Here is a 17411-nt window from a genome sequence, read left to right as displayed (position 1 = left end):
TGTTCAATATTCAATTTTTAATCTGCAACCCCAAACCTCAAACCTCAAACCTCAGATCTCATACCTCATACCTAATGCAGACATTTTTCGCCTCCGTAAAAAACCGAAGCGCTTCAAAACCGCCTTCACGGCCCACGCCGCTATCTTTCATTCCGCCGAAAGGCGTGCGCAAATCTCTGTTTAACCACGTATTTACCCAAACTATTCCCGCTTCAATTTCTTTTGAAATACGCATCGTTCGGTTAAGATCTGAAGTCCAAAGTGTTGACGACAAGCCGTATTTTACCGAATTCGCCATTCGCAATGCTTCTTCCTCGGTTTCGAAAGACATAATAGTAACTACGGGACCGAAGATTTCTTCTTGGTTTACACGGCATTGATCATCAAAAACTTCGATAATTGTTGGTTCCAAATAATAGCCATTTTCAAAATCTTTTACCGTTACCCGGTTTCCACCAAATAGGATTTTTCCGCCTTCTTTCTCAGCAATTTTTATATACGATTCCACTTTTTCCAAATGCGGCTTTGAAACCAAAGCTCCAATATTGGTAACGGCATCAAAAGGATTTCCGATTTTCAGTTGCTTCACTTTTTCGACAAAATCTTTTTTGAATTTCTCATAAATTGGTTTTTCAACAAAAATCCTACTTCCGCACAGACAAATTTGTCCTTGATTTGCAAAGGAAGAACGCACAGTAGTTTCCAGCATTTTCTTGTAATCGCAATCGGCGAAGATGAGGTTTGGATTTTTTCCGCCGAGCTCCAAAGATAATTTTTTGAACATCGGTGCAGCCGTTCGTGCAATGTGTTCACCTGTTTTGGTTCCTCCAGTAAAGGAAATCGCTTTAATATTTTTATGCTCCACAATCGCTTGTCCAGCAGATGGTCCCGTACCGTGAACGATATTCAAAACTCCTTTTGGAAGACCCGCTTCGTTGCAGATTTCGCCCAAAAGAAAAGCGGTCAGCGGTGTAACCTCACTCGGTTTTGCAACTACCGTATTTCCCGCGGCAATTGCCGGAGCGATTTTCCAAGAAAATAAGTATAATGGAAGATTCCACGGAGAAATACAACCGACAACACCAATAGGTTGACGAAGGGTAAAATTCATCGTGTTCAAACCAATACTTTCGTGCGCTTCGCTTGAAAATTGGGTGATGGCATTTCCGAAAAAACGAAAGTTCGCGGAGGCTCTTGGAATATCAACTGCCAGCGCCAAGCTAAGCGGTTTGCCGTTATCCTTTGCTTCGGCCTCGGCCAATTCAACTAATTTTTCATCTATTAAATCGGCAACTTTTAAAAGAATGCTGCTTCGCTCGTCAATCGTTGTATTGCTCCATTTTGGAAATGCTTCCTTTGCGGCCTGATAAGCACTTTCAATATCGGTTGCGTCGGAATTTGCTATAAGTGAATATATTTCGCCATTGGACGGATTGTAGTTATCCAACCATTTTTTTGAATGCGGTTCAACATATTCGCCGTTTATGTAGTTTAGGATTTTTTGCATAGTTAACTAACTCCTTGAATTTCAAAAATTAAAATATCTTCATCCAATAAGTCTTTTTTAAGTTTATTTAAAAAGTCGAAAAATGGTTTTATGTTTTCTGCATTCACAGATTCATTCTTTGGAATTGATTCGATTAGTTTTTTTGAAACACTCTTTTGAATCTCATGTAAATCTTTATCTTTTTCCCAAGATACAATTACAAAAGTTGACATAACTGAATAGAATTCATTATAGACAAATTGCATATTGGGTTGATACAATTTTAGAAGTTCCATTTCTTTTAATTCTAATCCAACTAGCCTTTGGCCTACTGGGTATTCCAAAACATCATTAGCATAGATTGTCACAATATTGTCAAAAGCGAGCATTTGCTTGCTTTCCTTTGATGCAAAATCGATATCGGTATTTCTTAATTTATAGGTTGAAATAAAAGGGAAGATTGGTATGGAATCCAATGGATGCATTTCTATAAAATAATCTTTAATGTTCGCACCATATTTCCTTTGATCAAATTCTTTATAACTACCGAAATAAAGGTAACCAAAAATAGTATCTGAATTTTTAGTTACAATTTCAACACTGAATCTATATGTATTGCCAACATCTGCAAACACCTTCGTTACCGAAAACAATAGGAATAAAATGACGAAAAGTGTTTTCATAATTTGAAATATCTACTGCATACTTTTACTGATTACTGCCAAATGGTTTATAAGCCATCGCCTTAATTTCCACCACCAAATGTGGATGTGGTAATTGATGCACAGCAACAGTAGTACGGGTTGGTCCTGTTTCCTTGTTGAAATATTCAGCGTACACTTGATTGTAACCCGCAAAGTCATTCATATTTACCAAAAAACTGGTAACGTCAACCACATCTGCCATGGTGGCGCCTTCGGTTGCAAGATAATCCTTTATGTTTTCAAGTACGGCGCGGGTTTGTTCTTTTATATCGAAATGCATCGTGCCCATTTCATCCACTTTGTGCACGCCAGCGAACGTATTATCTGGCAAACGCGAACTTGTACCACTGATAAATATAAAATCGCCCACACGCTTCACGTGCGGATATGCGCCACGGGGTGTTGCTTTTCCTGCTACCAATCTGCTTTTATTGTTCATAATTTTTTTTATTTATCCTGCAAGGTTTTCAAAACCTTGTAGGTATTTTGTTATTATAATTTTTATACCTACAAGGTGGCCTGCGGCAACACCTTTCAGAAATATAGCAAAACAAGCTAACCAAACGCCACTGCATCATCGTGAAGGATGGCTTCGGTTTCTTTTTTTACCAATTCCAGTTTTTCCCGTAGCAACATTTCTTCGGTAATTTTCCCGTCGTCCAAAAGATTTAAAATTGCTTTGTCCTGTGCGCGTCCGCGTTTTAATGCTTCGGAATAGGATATGGATTCCTTAAAGGTAACCAAAGCATATTTGCTGTAATATTGCTCGGGAAATTCCGCTTCAAATGCGGTTTCCAGTTTTCTTTTTTTCTGAAAAATTTCCATCGCCGTGTGTTCCTTCATTTCGTGAAAATTATCCACCGCCAAATCTGCAATCGCATCGGTATCTTTTTTCCGCCTTTTTTCATATTCCAAAAAAACCGTTTTCCAATCAACTCCTTCCCTTTGGGGAGGCAGGGAGGGGCCCAAAATTTCATCAAAAACTACTACATCCTCAAAAGAAGCATTCATTCCTTGCCCATAAAACGGAACGATTGCGTGGGCGGCATCGCCCATTAAAAGCGTTTTTCCAAAGGCATTCCAAGGCGAACATTTTATTGTTCCCAAAGGTCCGGTAGGGTTTCCAAAGAACTCCTCGGCAAGATTTGGGATCATTTCCACGACATCGGGAAATTCCTTCTTGAAATATTCGTGCACCCTTTCGGGCGAAGTCAAATTCGCAAAACAGTAATCGCTGTCTTCATAAGGAAGGAAAAGCGTAACCGTGAAACTTCCGTCCAGATTTGGAAGTGCAATCAACATATCCTCTCCTCGCGGCCAAATGTGCAGTGCATTTTTATAAGTTCTATAATTGCCATTTTCACCATTTGTTTCGTTTACCGGTAGCGCAGGAATTTCCAACTCTTTATAGCCGTGAGATAACCATTGTTGCGAAAAACTAAAGAGAAACTTATGACTTTCATACATAGTTTTTCTTACTGCGGAACCTGCGCCATCGGTTCCAAAAATAGCATCTGCGGAAATCGTAATTTCTTCTTTTGAACTGTAATTTTTAAAAGTGGCCGAAGCATTTTCTAAATCCAATGTTTCGCAAGCGTGGTTGAAAATGAGTTGCACATTCGGCATTTTTTCGGCTTCATCGAGCAAAAGCATATTCAATCCCGGCCGCGAAATGGAATTGATATATTCATCTTTTCTCCCACTGTACGGACTCAAAAACGTATTGCCTTTTGCATCGTGAATCATTCGGCCGTTCATCGGGATGCACAGTTTTTTTGCCTGTTCTTCAACGCCAGCAAGTCGCAAGCCACGCAAACCTCGATCGCTCAAAGCAAGATTTATCGAACGTCCGGCATCTTGATTCACTTTTCGCAGATCTGGGCGTTTTTCAACCAAAGTCACTTCAAAGCCACGCTGCGCCATTCGCAACGCTAGAAGACTTCCACAGAGTCCAGCACCGATTATTAATATATTGTTATTCATATTTATATTGTATTTGACATAAGACGATAGGACTTAAGATATAAGACAAGTTTTATTGAGTTTTTGTCTTAAGTCCTACGTCGAAAAGTCCTAAGTCAAGTTTTTTAAAACATCCTTTAATTTTTCCGAAAACCGGAACACATCCTCAAAACTATTATAGAGCGGGGCGGGGGCGACTCGGATTACATCCGGCTCGCGCCAATCACTTATTACGCCCGCTTCGGTGAGTTTGGTGTGCAGATTTTTATCGGCATTTTTCACCTGAATTGAAAGTTGGCAGCCACGTTCTTCTGGATTTCTGGGTGTGATAACGTTGATTGAATCGTTTTTCATTTCATCCAATAAAAACTCTAAAAATCCGGTAAGTTTTTCAGATTTTTTCCGAAGGTTTTCAAAACCCGCTTCCGCAAACGTGTCCAAAGATGCTCGAATGGCTGCCATTGATAAAATTGGCGGATTGCTTAATTGCCAACCTTCGGCACCGGGCAAGGCATCAAATTCATGGCGCATATTGAAACGCGTTTTTTTATTATGGCCCCACCAGCCAGCAAATCGGTTGAGATTTTCATTATTAGCGTGGCGTTCGTGAACAAAACATCCTCCAAGACTTCCCGGACCACTGTTTAAATATTTATAGGTGCACCAAACGGCAAAATCGGCGCCGGTTTCGTGTAAATTAGGTTGAATGTTACCCGCACCGTGTGCCAAATCGAAACCTACCCTGCAATTGTGTTTATGGCCTAATTCGGTTATTTTTTTCAGAGGAAAAGATTGCCCAGTATAATAATTGGTGCTTCCAATCATCAGCAAAGCGATTTCGTTTCCTTGGTTTTTCATAATTTCCTCCAAATCCTCAAAACGGCAAAGTTCTTCACCCTTTCTGGGTTTCCATTGAATTAATCCGTCTTTTGGATCAATTCCGTGAAACTTCAATTGGCTCTCGACGGCATATTTATCACTTGGAAATGCATCGCTTTCCACCACAATTTTATATTTTGTTTTGGTAGGCTGGTAAAACGAAACCATCATTAAATGAAGATTGGTGGTCAATGTGTTCATCACGACAACTTCTGAGGGTTTTGCGCCCACGATTTTGCTCATGGTTGAGGTCAAAAATTCGTGATAGGGAAGCCAGGCATGTTTTGCTTCCGTATGCCCTTCAACACCAAAATGTGACCAATCTTTCAGTACTTCGGCTATATATTCTGAAGTGATTTTGGGTTGCAGCCCGAGGGAATTTCCGCAGAGGTAAATAAGTTCTTCGCCATTTTCGTTTTTTGGCAAATGGAATTTGTTTCTGAAGGATGCCAAAGAATCTTCAGCATCTAGTTTTTTGGCATATTCTAAAGTATTTTGAAACATTTTAGGAGGTAAATTTTTCAACTTTTAACAAAAATAGGAATTATAATTTGTTTAATTCGCACTCCTGAAAATTCATTAAAATGGAAGTCAAAAAAAATTCATATTTTCGATTCCCTTTAGTAGGCTTTCAATTAGTTGCGTTTCCTAAATTTCCAAAAATATGCGTAGATTCTTACTTTTGATTTTCTTATTCAACGTAAGTTTATGTTTTTCGCAATCCATAGCACGTGCGTGGAATGAGGAAGTGCTTAATGGGATAAGGAATGATTACGCGCGGCCCACCGTGCACGCCAGAAATTTATTTCATACCTCTGTGGTTATGTATGATATGTGGGCTGTCTTTGACGATCGTGCGGAAACGTATTTTTTAGGAAAGAATATCCACGGTTTTAATTGTGCTTTTGATGGTTTTACTACCGAAATACCCAAGTCCGAAGCGCAGAACATAGCTATTAGTTATGCGGTTTATAGATTGATTCAGCATAGGTTTGCCAATTCCCCAGAAAAATCAATTATTATGAATTCCATTGATAATCTGATGGATACGTTGGGGTATGACAAAAATTATTCGGATACCAATTATAACAATGGAAACCCAGCGGCGCTCGGTAATTATATGGCTTTGAAAATGATTGAATATGGTTTGCAGGATGGTTCCAATGAGGAAAATGGATACGTGAATCAATTTTACGAACCCAAGAATGAACCGTTGAATTTGGATCTTTCGGGAAATGTTACGATGACAGATCCAAACCACTGGCAGCCCCTTAAAATTGAAGCTTATGTGGATCAAAGCGGGCACACCATTCCAGGCGGGCAACCTCCATTTTTAAGTCCAGAGTGGGGAAGGGTTTCCCCATTTTCGCTTACCGAAGAAGACAAGACCGTACAACAGGTTCCCGGATATGACTTTTGGGTATACCATGATCCCGGACCCCCAAGCTTTATAGAAGAGGGAATGGGAATTGATGATTTTTATAAATGGAACTTCTCGCTAGTGGCGGCTTGGGGAGCACATCACGATCCGTCTGATGGGGTGTTGATGGATATTTCTCCAAAAAGTTTAGGGAATCTGCCAATGTCCCAATTTCCTGAGACCTTTGAGCAGTATAAACATTTCTATGATTTGGAAAACGGTGGTGATCCAAGCAGGGGCCGAAATTTGAATCCAGTTACTGGAGAAGCCTACGAACCGCAGATTGTGCATCGCGGTGATTATACTCGTGCCCTTGCTGAATTTTGGGCAGATGGGCCCGATAGCGAAACACCGCCTGGACATTGGTTTGCCATTTTGAATTATGTAAATGACCATCCGCAAACAATCAAAAAAATCAAAGGAAAGGGACCGATTGTTTCAGATTTGGAATGGGATGTAAAGGGATATTTTATCTTGGGCGGGACGATGCACGATATAGCTATAACAGCTTGGGGAATAAAAGGATTTTATGATTTTGTTCGGCCCATTAGTGCCATCCGGTATATGGGCGACCGCGGGCAATCCAGCGATCCCAACGAGATTAGTTATAATCCGCGCGGACTTCCGTTGATACCCGGTCGGGTTGAAGTCGTAAAATCTGGAGATTCTTTGGCAGGTGCCTTCAATGAAAATGTGGGTAAAATGAAACTATTTACGTGGCGCGGCCCAGATTATATAGTGGATCCATTGATTGATGAAGCGGGTGTGGGATGGATATTGGCAGAAGAGTGGTGGCCGTACCAGCGTCCATCCTTTGTTACGCCGCCGTTCGCGGGCTATATTTCTGGCCATTCCACATTTTCACGTGCGGCGGCGCAAGTACTGACCATGTTAACTGGAACTGAATATTTTCCTGGCGGAATGGGAGTTTTTGATATATCGAAAAATGAATTTTTGGTTTTTGAAGAAGGACCCACCCAGGATTTTCAATTGCAATGGGCTACTTATTTTGATGCTTCAGATCAGTGCAGTCTTTCCCGAATCTGGGGCGGAATCCATCCTCCCATTGATGATATTCCAGGAAGAAAAATTGGAAATGAAGTGGGGATTGAAGCTTTTGAATTCGCTGAAAACTACTTTAGCGGTAAAATAGCCGAAGAAGGAATTCTATTCCCAAATCCTGCTGGGGATGAAGTGACCATACTTTATCGTGCAAAGGAACCCCTAACGCTTTCGATCTTTGATGTAAGTGGTAGATTAATCTTAAAAAAGAATGCCGATTTTAATGCAAATAGTAGTATGACTTTAGATGTATCCCAACTTGTTGAAGGAATTTATTTCGTCGATTTATTTGCAGGCAGAGGAAAAATCTGGACGGCGAAAATGATCAAAAAATAAAATTCTATTTTACTGAAATATTTGTAAAATAAAGTTTGAATGCGCCCGTGCTATCTTTGTGCATCGTAGCTATCTCAATTCCATTAAAATTTTTGTAATCTTCCCAAGTTGTTGCCATTGAGGGTTTTTCAGAATTACCTTCACGATAAATCCATTCTTTTATCATATAATTTTCATCATAGAAAAAATCGTAGGCATCGCCAGGGGTATAGCCACCTTCGTTTCCATAAACCACTGTTAGTTGATTCATTTTTTCACCACTTATAGGTGCTGTAACATCCTTTTTTTCTGAAAAAGAAGTACCCTCATCCCACGCTATTTGAAAAGGAGCCAATAGCCAATATTTATCATTAATGAATGCGCCGTCTGATTTTACAATGATGCTGTCCATAACTTTATTACGATTGTAGTTGACGGTATCATTTTCATTTACCATCATAACTTCTCCAGCAATAGGTTTCCACATCCACGAACGCTCGTAATGCTTTTCGCCTCTATCTACGTTGAAAGTAAATTTTATTTCTGAAATATCTTTCCATTTTTCATAACCATTGGCATTGGCAATCCATTGCGCGGTAGTTAGCGTGCTGTCAACAGCTTTTATTTTGTCGCTTGGAGTTTCCAGCGAATCTTTTTTACCATCATTGCAGGCATAAAAACAAATAGAGAATGCTGCCAAAAGTAGAATGTTTTTCATTTTTAGGAAATTTTGATAAATGTAGCCAAATAGTTTATTCTTTATTAATTTTAAATAAAAAAATAGAAATGGAACTAATAGACAATAAACAGAAAAATCGATTTGAGTATAAAATTGAAGATAACAATGCAATTGTAGAGTATAAAATCGATAACAATGTAATTTCCCTAACGCATACGGAGGTGCCGGATGAGCTGCAAGGCCAGGGGATCGCATCAAAAATGACTGAAGAAGTGCTTCAAAATCTCAGTGATAAAAATTTAAAAGTCAAGCCTCTCTGTCCCTTTATAAAATCATATATCAAAAGGAATCCAGAATGGAAAGAAATTGTAGCGGATGGATACTAAAATTATAAAAGCTCTTTCGAAAAAATTTGAAAGAGCTTTTATTTAATGATTAAAGTTGAAGATTAATCTACAGCATCTTCTACATCATCTGCAACATCTTCAATTTCATCACCTACTGTTTTATTTTCCCTGCAGCTAGTGAAACTTGTTGCCATTAATCCGGCAGCGAATAATATTAAAAATACTTTTTTCATTTTTGATAATTTTTAAGTTGATATTAGTTTGAATTTAAATTAGGGTCTGCGTCCAGTTGCCAATCGGTAAAGAATACCAATAATTGCCAGAACAAGTAGGATGTGGATTAGGCTCCCAACGGCTTCTCCGAAACCGAAAAAACCAACCAACCATCCGATAATCAGGATTACTACGATTAACCAAATAATGTCTCCCATAATGTTAAGATTTAAAGTTTTTTTGAATTAGTTATTTTAAAACTACAATAATTCTAACCACCATCGATGGTTTTTAACCGTTGTTTAACGAACTTATCAATAAAAAACCAAATGCGTTACGGAACGTTTCAATTGAGCTAAACAAAAGGCACCCGTAACTTTATATATAACCTATTCTAAAAGACTATTCCTTTAGAAGCTCTGGAAATTTTTTCTTGAAACGTTCAATTCTGGGTATTGATACGTTTTGAATGTACGGATTTTCAGGATGGTTTTTCTCATAGTCTTGATGGTAATTTTCTGCATCCCAAAATTTTTGAAAGGGCATTACCTGCGCGGCTACCTTTTCATTACCTAACGTCTCATTCAGCGCCGCAATTTTTTCATCTATAATTTTCTTTTCTTCAAGATTCTGATAAAAAATAATTGATCGGTACGATTCTCCGCGATCGGGTCCCTGTCCATTCACTTGGGTCACATTTTGCGAGCCAAAATAAACATCAACTAATTGGCTAAACGAAACTAGTTCTGGATCATAAATTACCTCCACAGATTCTGCATTATCCCCGTGATTTTCGTAGGTTGGATTTTTCATTTTGCCACCGCTATAGCCAGAAATTGCTTCTTTTACACCTTTAACGCTTTCGTATACCGCCTCTACGCACCAGAAACACCCACTGGCAAAATACGCACGTTTCAAGCCGTTCTGCATTTCGGTTTGAACTGGGGTTAGCTGTTGTTGTGCCAGAGCTTCCTCTGTTCTGTTTTTTTCATTGGATGGCTTACAAGCCTGGGATAGCGCTAAAGTTAAAGCCAAGAGTGGTAATATTATATATTTTTTCATCTTAAATATTTAAAAATAATGATTTAGTAGTGAGTCCAGATTTATATAAAAACCTTGCATCAAAATACAAAAAAAGCCTCCACGTTTTGTGAAGGCTTTGTTATAATTGAATGTTTTATATTATTTCAATTTCTTGAACATTTCTTGCATTTTCTCACGTTCCTCGTTTGCCAAATCTGGATCTACCAAAATTCTCCCACTATGTTCATCGGTAATAATTTTTTTGCGCCCCGCAATTTCCATCTGAACCTGCGGTGGAATTGTAAAAAAAGAACCTCCTGACGCACCGCGTTCTACGGCAACTACAGCAAGACCATTTTTTACATTGCTACGAATCCTTTTATATGCATTGATGAGGCGTGGTTCAATTTTGGTTTCGAAATCGGTAGATTCTTTCATCAAGGCTTTTTCCTCTTTTTCCGTTTCCTTTAAGATTTCATTGAGCTCAGACTGTTTGTGCTTTAAATGTTCTTTTCGCTCCTCAAATCTCGATTTAGTATCCTCGATAACCTGATTCTTTTGCTCAATTTGTGCACGGTATTCCTTTATGTTCTTTTCTGAAAGTTGAATTTCCAATTCCTGGAATTCAACCTCCTTGCTCAACGAATTGTACTCACGGTTGTTACGTACATTATCCTGTTGGGCGGCGTATTTCTTGATTAAGCTTTTGGATTCTTCAATATTGTTTTTCTTCTCCTTAATTTGGTCTTCAATTACTTCAAGGTCCGCCTGCAATTTTTCAAGGCGTGTGCCCATGCCGGCCACTTCGTCTTCCAAATCTTCAACTTCTAGTGGAAGCTCACCGCGCACGCTTCTTATCTCATCAATTCTGGAATCAATAAGTTGCAGATCATACAAGGCTCTTAACTTCTCTTCAACAGTAACTTCGGTTTTTGTTGCCATAAATTATAAATAGCTAATAGGATTGGTATTTATTTGTGATACAAGTACCTTGCCTGCTGACAAGGAGGGTGCAAAATTAGTGATTTTTTTCTTAAGGAAAGAATGTAAAAGCTCTTTTGTGAACTGCTCACTTTCATAATGGCCAATATCTGCAAAAAGAATTGTATTTTCAGCCTTAAAGAAATCATGGTACTTGAAATCTGCTGATACAAAGGCATCTGCGCCTGCACGTTTGGCTGCTTCTATAGCAAAGCTTCCACTGCCGCCCAGCACTGCTACTTTTTTTATTTTTTTCTGAAGCATTTTTGAATGCCGCACGCAATCTGTCTGCATTGCATCTTTCAGATATTTTAAAAATTTAATTTCATCCATCCCACCTTCAAATTCTCCCATCATTCCCATTCCTATATGTTGGTTCTCATTTTCCAACGTTGTAATTTCATAAGCTACCTCTTCATAAGGATGGTTTTCAAAAAGGGCTTGTAAAATTTTATTTTGAAGATGTTTTCCAAAGGTAACCCCAATCTGGATTTCGTCCTCAAAATGTAATTCGCCCCTATTGCCCAACACTGGATTCGAATTTTCATTTCCGCGGAAACTGCCCTTTCCTTCAATACTGAAACTGCAGTTATCGTAGTTGCCAATGCTACCCGCTCCGGCCTTAAAAAGCGATTCGCGAAGTTCTTCGGCATTTTTTATGGGTACAAAAGTCACTAGCTTTTTAATGGTATTTTTTTGCGGAATCAACACGCTTCTATTTTTTAATCCAAGTTTTTCGCAAATCATTGCATTTACACCATTCCAAGCATTGTCCAGCGCGGTGTGTACGGCAAAAATATTAATGTCATTTTTTATTGCTTTTTTCACGACACGCTGCACATAATCGCTGCCCGTAATTTTTTTCAACCCAGAAAAAATAATGGGGTGAAAACTTACAATGAGATTGCATTTTTTATCAATTGCTTCGTCCACAATAGTTTCCAACGTGTCGAGTGTCACCAAAATGCCAGATACTTTCGCATTTTCATCACCAACAAGCAATCCGGTGTTATCAAAATCCTCGGAGTAACTTAGTGGTGCAAATTCATCCAAAAGCGTAATTACGTTTTTTACTTTCATATTTCGCATTTGTTGTAAATATAGGGTTTATGGCAAATTTAGCTGAAATGTATTTCACGGAATTTGTATTTTCGTTTTATGAAAATTCTGCGTTTTTTGCTATTTCCCTTTTCAATTTTGTACGGTGGCATCACGTATATGCGCAATATTTTGTACGATTATGGGTGGCTTCAAAGCAAAGAATATGAAATCCCAATTATTTGCGTTGGCAATCTTACCACGGGCGGCACGGGAAAATCGCCAATGATCGAGCTTTTGGTTGCATTGCTCAAAAAGAATTTTAAAGTTGGCGTTTTGAGTCGTGGTTATGGAAGAATTACCAAAGGTTTTCACGAGGTTTTTGAAAGGAGTGAAAGTAGTGAAGTAGGCGATGAACCACTTCAAATTAAAAAGAAATTTCCTGAAATAACCGTCGCCGTCTGCGAAAATAGGCAGACTGGAATTGATAAAATAAAATCGAAACTGGATGTGATTTTGCTTGATGATGCGTTTCAGCATAGAAAGGTATCAGCGAAATTCACTATTCTTTTAACGGCCTATACTCAACTTTTTTCCGAAGATTTTATGTTGCCAACCGGTAATCTTCGTGAGCCTCGAAGCGGAAAAAAACGTGCAGATATTATAGTTGTGACCAAATGCCCAACTGGAATTTCTGATGCTGAAATGGCCAAAATTGAACAAAAACTTCGTCTGAAAAAAAATCAGAAAGTATTTTTTTCAAAGATTGGTTATTCTGAAGCTATTCAGAATAAAAATGAGAAATTTCCGATGGATTATTTGATGGGAAAAGAATTTACATTGGTTACCGGAATCGCTAATCCGAAACCGTTAGTGACGTATTTGCATGGGAAGAATTTCAATTTTGAACATAGATCATTTCCAGACCATCACAATTTTACACCTTCAGAAATACAAGCACTGGAAGAGAAAAAACTTATAATTACTACAGAAAAAGATTTTATACGGCTTCAACATTTACAAAATACACACATTTTTTATCTTCCCATTGAAACCATTTTCATAAAAAATGAAGCAGCTTTCAAAAAACAAATTTTCGATGCGGTAGGGCCAAACTAACTTTTATAGATAAAATCGTTGCCCAAAAGCACGCGGTTTATTTTTTCGAAGAAATCATCCGCATTAAAAGGTTTCGGTATAAATTCATTGAAGCCGGCCTTGTAAAAATCCTCGAGATTTTCTTCAATTGTTACGGCAGTGAGCGCAATTATGGGAACGGTAGTATTAAATTCCCTTACTTTTTTAGTGGCCTCAATCCCGCTAATTCCGGGCATGTGAATGTCCATCAACACAACGTCAAAGTTATTTTCCTGAATTTGTTTAATTGCATCTATCCCATTATCCACAACGGTGCATTTCATTTTTTTCTTTTCCAGAATCTTCTTCGTAATCATCTGGTTTATCTTATTATCCTCAACAATAAGTACATTTTTATTCTCTAAAATATCATTGTCAACCGTCACATTGATTTGGTTCAAATTAGTGTGGGTTTTCTTCTCCTCAATGAATTCGTAATTTATTACGAACCAAAATTTGGAACCTTCGCCTAGCTTACTTTCCAGATAAATCTTACTTCCCATAAGCTCGAGCAAGTTTTTCACGATGGAAAGACCAAGCCCGGTACCGCCATATTTTCTGTTGATTTGTAGGGAACCCTGGGAAAAGGATTCAAAAATGCTGTTCTGTTTTTTCTTTGAAATCCCGTCTCCCGTATCCTCAATTTCAAACTGGATAGAAGTAATATTCCCCACTCTTTCTTGGGTAAAAACCCGAACCCAAATTGTCCCGTTTTCGGTGAATTTAATAGAGTTACTAATCAAGTTTATAAGAATCTGCGAAATTTTCAGCGAGTCGCCAATTACCTCTGTGGGAAGATTATTGTCATATTCAAAATTGATTTTGTTCCCTTTCGCCTCGGCAGATTTATTGAGGGCGATTAGTACGCCATCAATTCTTTTTCTAAGATTAAATGGTATTTTTTCAATTTCTACTTTATTGGCTTCCAGCTTATTTAAATCCAAAATATTGTTGATCAACGAAAGAAGATATTCCCCAGAAAATTTTAGTGAATTGAGATGCTCGCGCTGTTCGGGTTTTGGGTTTTCTTCCAAAAGTAAATGTGTGAGCCCAGTCACGGTGTACATTGGCGTCCTAAGCTCGTGCGTAATGGTGGACAAAAATTGCGCTTTTGCTTGCGAAGCTTTTTCAGCCTTTTCTTTTGCTTCCTGAAGCTCCGTGTTTTTATCCTGCAAGAGTTCATTCGCTTTTGCGCGCAAATTGTTGTTTTTATAAAGCGAAAGCGTTAAAAGCGATAAAATTAAGATAAGTGCAATGCTCAACCAGCCTGTGAGTTTTCCAAAAAACAAGGATTTATCCTTTTTGCTGAGGTCGTCTTGCTGGTTTGCGATGATTTCATTTAAATCGCCGATGGCAGATTCTGCCTGAATTCCAGCTTCAATGGCGCTTAAATGGATTTGCTTGAGCGAATCTTTTTTGAAAAGATAGGTTTGTAATTCTTGTTCGGCTTGTATAGTCTTTTTCTGTGAAATGGAAATTTGCGATGAAATTCGATAGCTTTCTACCAATATTTTACTGAAATTTTCCCTTTTTGCAATTTCCAAGGCATTTGATAAGGCTTCTTGCGCTCTGGCAATTGCATTGGTTTCTTTTTCAAAATCCATTAATGAGTATGCATCTGCAAGCGCAACATAGGCGGAAGCTTCCCAAAAAAGATCTCTAAATTCCGTAAAAATGGGAATAGCTCTATTTAAATTTTCAACTGATTTATAATACTTACCTTCCCCGAGCTGTACTAAACCAGTTCCAAAAAAAACCTGTCCCTTAAATTCTGGCAGGTTACTTTTGGATACTAAGGAATCTAGCTTTTTAATATATTTTTCAGCAGATTTGTAATTTCCTTTAGCAATTTCAATAAGCGAATAAAGCTTATAGGCCTTTGCCATCTTAAAATCACTGGTTCCATTATTGAATTTTGCTATAACTTTTTGGGTCTCCTGTTTTGCTTTGTCAAAATATTGCAAATGGTAAAAAAGTTCTGCAATACTTAGTTCCACATCCGGCTTATATTCGGCATAATTGGGTGAGAGAGCTAATTTGGTTGCATTATTTAAGTGGTGGACCGCTATGAGAAAATTTTGGGTTTCCATAGCATTTTCAGCACTTTGCTGTAGCTTTTTGATATTCACAATAGTGTCATTGACTAGGGCAGTTGAAAATGAGCACCACGGAAATAGCAAAGAAATAAGTAAGAAAAGTAGGATTCTGTATTTCAATGGTTATTAACGTATAAGGTTATTTTTCTAACGCGTTAAATATAGTTATTTAGCAGAAATTTTTAACATTAAATCGATAATTCTAGAGGAATAACCTATTTCGTTATCGTACCATCCTATGATTTTTACCATTTTCCCAATTACTGAAGTCATGCCCGCATCAAAAATACAGGAGTGTGTATTTCCAAGAATATCAATTGAGACTATGGGATCTTCCGTGTATTCCAAAATTCCTTCTAAATAAGTTTCTGAAGCCTTTTTGAATGCCTTGTTTATTTCTTCGATTGTAACTTCCTTTTTTACATTTAATGTAATGTCTGTAAGAGAGCCGTCCGGTACGGGTACACGGATGCCACAACCCCCAATAACATCAGCCAAATCAGGAAATATTTTCGTCAATGCTTTCGCAGCTCCCGTGGTCGTGGGAACAATGGATTGACCGGCAGCGCGCGCACGCCTCAAATCCCGATGCGGCTGATCGTGTAGGCTTTGATCCGTCGTGTAGCTATGGACAGTAGTAATATATGCCTGTTCCACGCCACAGAGATCATCAATTACCTTCAACATAGGAGCGGCATTATTTGTGGTGCAGGATGCATTTGAAATGATGGTGTCGTCACGTTGTAAAATCCCATCATTTACACCCAGGACCACGGTTTTAATATTTTCATCTGAAGGTGGAACCGAGAGTATAACCTTCTTTGCGCCATTGTCCAAATGTTTTTGAAGCTGTTCCCGAGATTTAAATTTTCCCGTAGCTTCCACAACGATGTCTACATCTTCCCAATTTATATCGGCAATGTCTTTTTCTGAAGTAAATTTTGTTCTTTTCCCGTTTACTTCGATACTATTTTCTGAAGTAGAAATTTTTTCTTTTAAAACGCCGTGGATACTATCATATTTAAGAAGATGCCCCAAGGTTTTCACATCGGCAAGATCATTTACCGCCACGACTTCTATTTTTGGGTTATCTAGTAAAAGCCTGTAAAGATTTCGGCCAATTCGGCCAAAACCATTTATTCCAACGGTAATTTTATTTTGCATTTTAAGAAGGTTATTTTAGGTAAGATGTTTTTGGGCCTTATAGGAAGAACGTACCAGCGCTCCACTTTCTACGTGTCGGAAGCCCAAATCCAAACCTATAGTCTCATATTTTTTGAACTGGTCCGGTGTTATGAATTCTTTTACGGGCAAGTGTTTTTTTGAAGGCTGCAAATATTGCCCTATAGTAAGAATGTCCAAGCCCACACTGCGTAAATCATGCATAGTTTGCAAAACTTCTTCTTCGGTTTCGCCCAAGCCAAGCATAATTCCGCTTTTCGTTCTTTCCATTCCAGATTGTTTCAGGTAATTTAAGACTTCAAGGCTACGTTCATATTTTGCCTGAATTCTTACTTCGCGGGTAAGGCGTTTCACGGTTTCCATATTGTGCGAAACCACTTCGGGTTTTACTTGAATTATTCTATCAATATTCCGCGTATTTCCTTGAAAATCTGGAATTAATGTTTCCAGCGTTGTTTCAGGGTTCATCCTGCGGATTGCCTTTACCGTTTCAGCCCATATTATAGAGCCCATATCTTTCAAATCATCTCGATCCACCGAGGTTACTACCGCATGTTTTATGTTCATCAATTTTATGGAATGGGCTACTTTTTCGGGTTCATCCCAATCCACTGTCTCGGGTCTTCCGGTTTTTACTCCACAAAATCCGCAGGAACGGGTACAAATATTTCCTAAAATCATAAATGTAGCTGTGCCCTCGCTCCAGCATTCGCCCATATTTGGACAGCTTCCGGAGGTACAAATAGTGTGGAGTTTATATTTATCGACTAGTCCGCGAAGTTCTGTATATTTTTTACCTGTGGGAAGTTTAACGCGCAACCATTTGGGTTTTGGCGCAGGCTTTTGGAGTTCTAATGTTTCTGTGCTCATATATTATACAAAAATAT

17 protein-coding genes are annotated in these 17411 nt (G+C 38.5%); 3 read left to right on the top strand and 14 right to left on the bottom strand.

Annotation, left to right across the window (positions count from 1 at the left end; all coding sequences use genetic code 11):
- Positions 1-58: 58 nt before the first annotated feature.
- From KIV10_RS13070 to kynU, 5 genes are all read right to left on the bottom strand, one after another.
- The gene (locus tag KIV10_RS13070) at positions 59-1507 is read right to left on the bottom strand and encodes an aldehyde dehydrogenase (RefSeq protein ID WP_214114462.1); all 1449 of its coding nucleotides are present in this window, start codon (positions 1505-1507) and stop codon (positions 59-61) included.
- A 2-nt stretch (positions 1508-1509) separates the two neighbouring features.
- Complete coding sequence (locus tag KIV10_RS13065) at positions 1510-2169, bottom strand: hypothetical protein (RefSeq protein WP_214114460.1); 660 nt, start codon at positions 2167-2169, stop codon at positions 1510-1512.
- A gap of 25 nt (positions 2170-2194) precedes the next feature.
- Complete coding sequence (locus tag KIV10_RS13060) at positions 2195-2629, bottom strand: RidA family protein (protein ID WP_214114459.1); 435 nt, start codon at positions 2627-2629, stop codon at positions 2195-2197.
- Between the two features lie 116 nt (positions 2630-2745).
- Positions 2746-4179: an FAD-dependent oxidoreductase gene (locus KIV10_RS13055; RefSeq protein WP_407650205.1), complete on the bottom strand. Its 1434-nt coding sequence runs from the start codon at positions 4177-4179 to the stop codon at positions 2746-2748.
- 84 nt (positions 4180-4263) lie between these two features.
- Positions 4264-5535, bottom strand: a complete 1272-nt coding sequence (gene kynU, locus KIV10_RS13050; RefSeq protein ID WP_214114455.1) for a kynureninase — start codon at positions 5533-5535, stop codon at positions 4264-4266.
- Between the two features lie 160 nt (positions 5536-5695).
- Between kynU and KIV10_RS13045 the strand changes: the two genes are divergently transcribed.
- Complete coding sequence (locus KIV10_RS13045) at positions 5696-7849, top strand: T9SS type A sorting domain-containing protein (RefSeq protein WP_214114453.1); 2154 nt, start codon at positions 5696-5698, stop codon at positions 7847-7849.
- 4 nt (positions 7850-7853) lie between these two features.
- On the opposite strand, the gene KIV10_RS13040 is transcribed toward KIV10_RS13045, so the two are convergent.
- The gene (locus KIV10_RS13040; RefSeq protein ID WP_214114451.1) at positions 7854-8546 is read right to left on the bottom strand and encodes a hypothetical protein; all 693 of its coding nucleotides are present in this window, start codon (positions 8544-8546) and stop codon (positions 7854-7856) included.
- Positions 8547-8614: 68 nt separating this feature from the next.
- On the opposite strand from KIV10_RS13040, the gene KIV10_RS13035 reads away from it, so the two are divergent.
- The gene (locus KIV10_RS13035; RefSeq protein ID WP_214114449.1) at positions 8615-8893 is read left to right on the top strand and encodes a GNAT family N-acetyltransferase; all 279 of its coding nucleotides are present in this window, start codon (positions 8615-8617) and stop codon (positions 8891-8893) included.
- A 62-nt stretch (positions 8894-8955) separates the two neighbouring features.
- On the opposite strand, the gene KIV10_RS14010 is transcribed toward KIV10_RS13035, so the two are convergent.
- The 5 genes from KIV10_RS14010 to KIV10_RS13015 form a co-directional block, all read right to left on the bottom strand.
- On the bottom strand, positions 8956-9087 hold the full coding sequence (locus KIV10_RS14010) for a hypothetical protein (RefSeq protein ID WP_262898442.1): 132 nt from the start codon (positions 9085-9087) through the stop codon (positions 8956-8958).
- 39 nt (positions 9088-9126) lie between these two features.
- Positions 9127-9285, bottom strand: coding sequence for a lmo0937 family membrane protein (locus KIV10_RS13030; protein ID WP_214114443.1), 159 nt, complete (start codon positions 9283-9285; stop codon positions 9127-9129).
- Between the two features lie 184 nt (positions 9286-9469).
- The gene (msrA, locus tag KIV10_RS13025) at positions 9470-10129 is read right to left on the bottom strand and encodes a peptide-methionine (S)-S-oxide reductase MsrA (protein WP_214114442.1); all 660 of its coding nucleotides are present in this window, start codon (positions 10127-10129) and stop codon (positions 9470-9472) included.
- A 120-nt stretch (positions 10130-10249) separates the two neighbouring features.
- Positions 10250-11032 carry a zinc ribbon domain-containing protein gene (locus KIV10_RS13020; protein ID WP_214114441.1) on the bottom strand — a complete coding sequence of 261 codons (783 nt, stop codon included), beginning with the start codon at positions 11030-11032 and terminating at the stop codon, positions 10250-10252.
- A 3-nt stretch (positions 11033-11035) separates the two neighbouring features.
- Entirely contained in the window at positions 11036-12151 is a 1116-nt protein-coding gene (locus KIV10_RS13015) for a Nif3-like dinuclear metal center hexameric protein (protein ID WP_214114440.1), read from the bottom strand.
- A 78-nt stretch (positions 12152-12229) separates the two neighbouring features.
- Here KIV10_RS13015 and lpxK point away from each other — a divergent pair, with 78 nt between their 5' ends.
- On the top strand, positions 12230-13228 hold the full coding sequence (lpxK, locus tag KIV10_RS13010; RefSeq protein WP_214114438.1) for a tetraacyldisaccharide 4'-kinase: 999 nt from the start codon (positions 12230-12232) through the stop codon (positions 13226-13228).
- Here the strand turns inward: lpxK and KIV10_RS13005 are convergent.
- The 3 genes from KIV10_RS13005 to lipA are packed head-to-tail and all read right to left on the bottom strand — an operon-like array spanning position 13225 to position 17394.
- Complete coding sequence (locus tag KIV10_RS13005) at positions 13225-15462, bottom strand: response regulator (RefSeq protein ID WP_214114437.1); 2238 nt, start codon at positions 15460-15462, stop codon at positions 13225-13227. The genes lpxK and KIV10_RS13005 overlap by 4 nt on opposite strands.
- A gap of 45 nt (positions 15463-15507) precedes the next feature.
- Positions 15508-16506 carry a type I glyceraldehyde-3-phosphate dehydrogenase gene (gap, locus tag KIV10_RS13000; RefSeq protein WP_214114435.1) on the bottom strand — a complete coding sequence of 333 codons (999 nt, stop codon included), beginning with the start codon at positions 16504-16506 and terminating at the stop codon, positions 15508-15510.
- A gap of 15 nt (positions 16507-16521) precedes the next feature.
- Positions 16522-17394, bottom strand: coding sequence for a lipoyl synthase (gene lipA, locus KIV10_RS12995; RefSeq protein ID WP_214114434.1), 873 nt, complete (start codon positions 17392-17394; stop codon positions 16522-16524).
- Positions 17395-17411: the final 17 nt, after the last annotated feature.

This window comes from Aequorivita echinoideorum (genome assembly GCF_018476645.1).
GTDB lineage: Bacteria > Bacteroidota > Bacteroidia > Flavobacteriales > Flavobacteriaceae > Aequorivita > Aequorivita echinoideorum.
The sequence above is the reverse complement of the archived record's forward strand: the minus strand, read 5'-3'. Positions and strand labels throughout refer to the sequence as shown.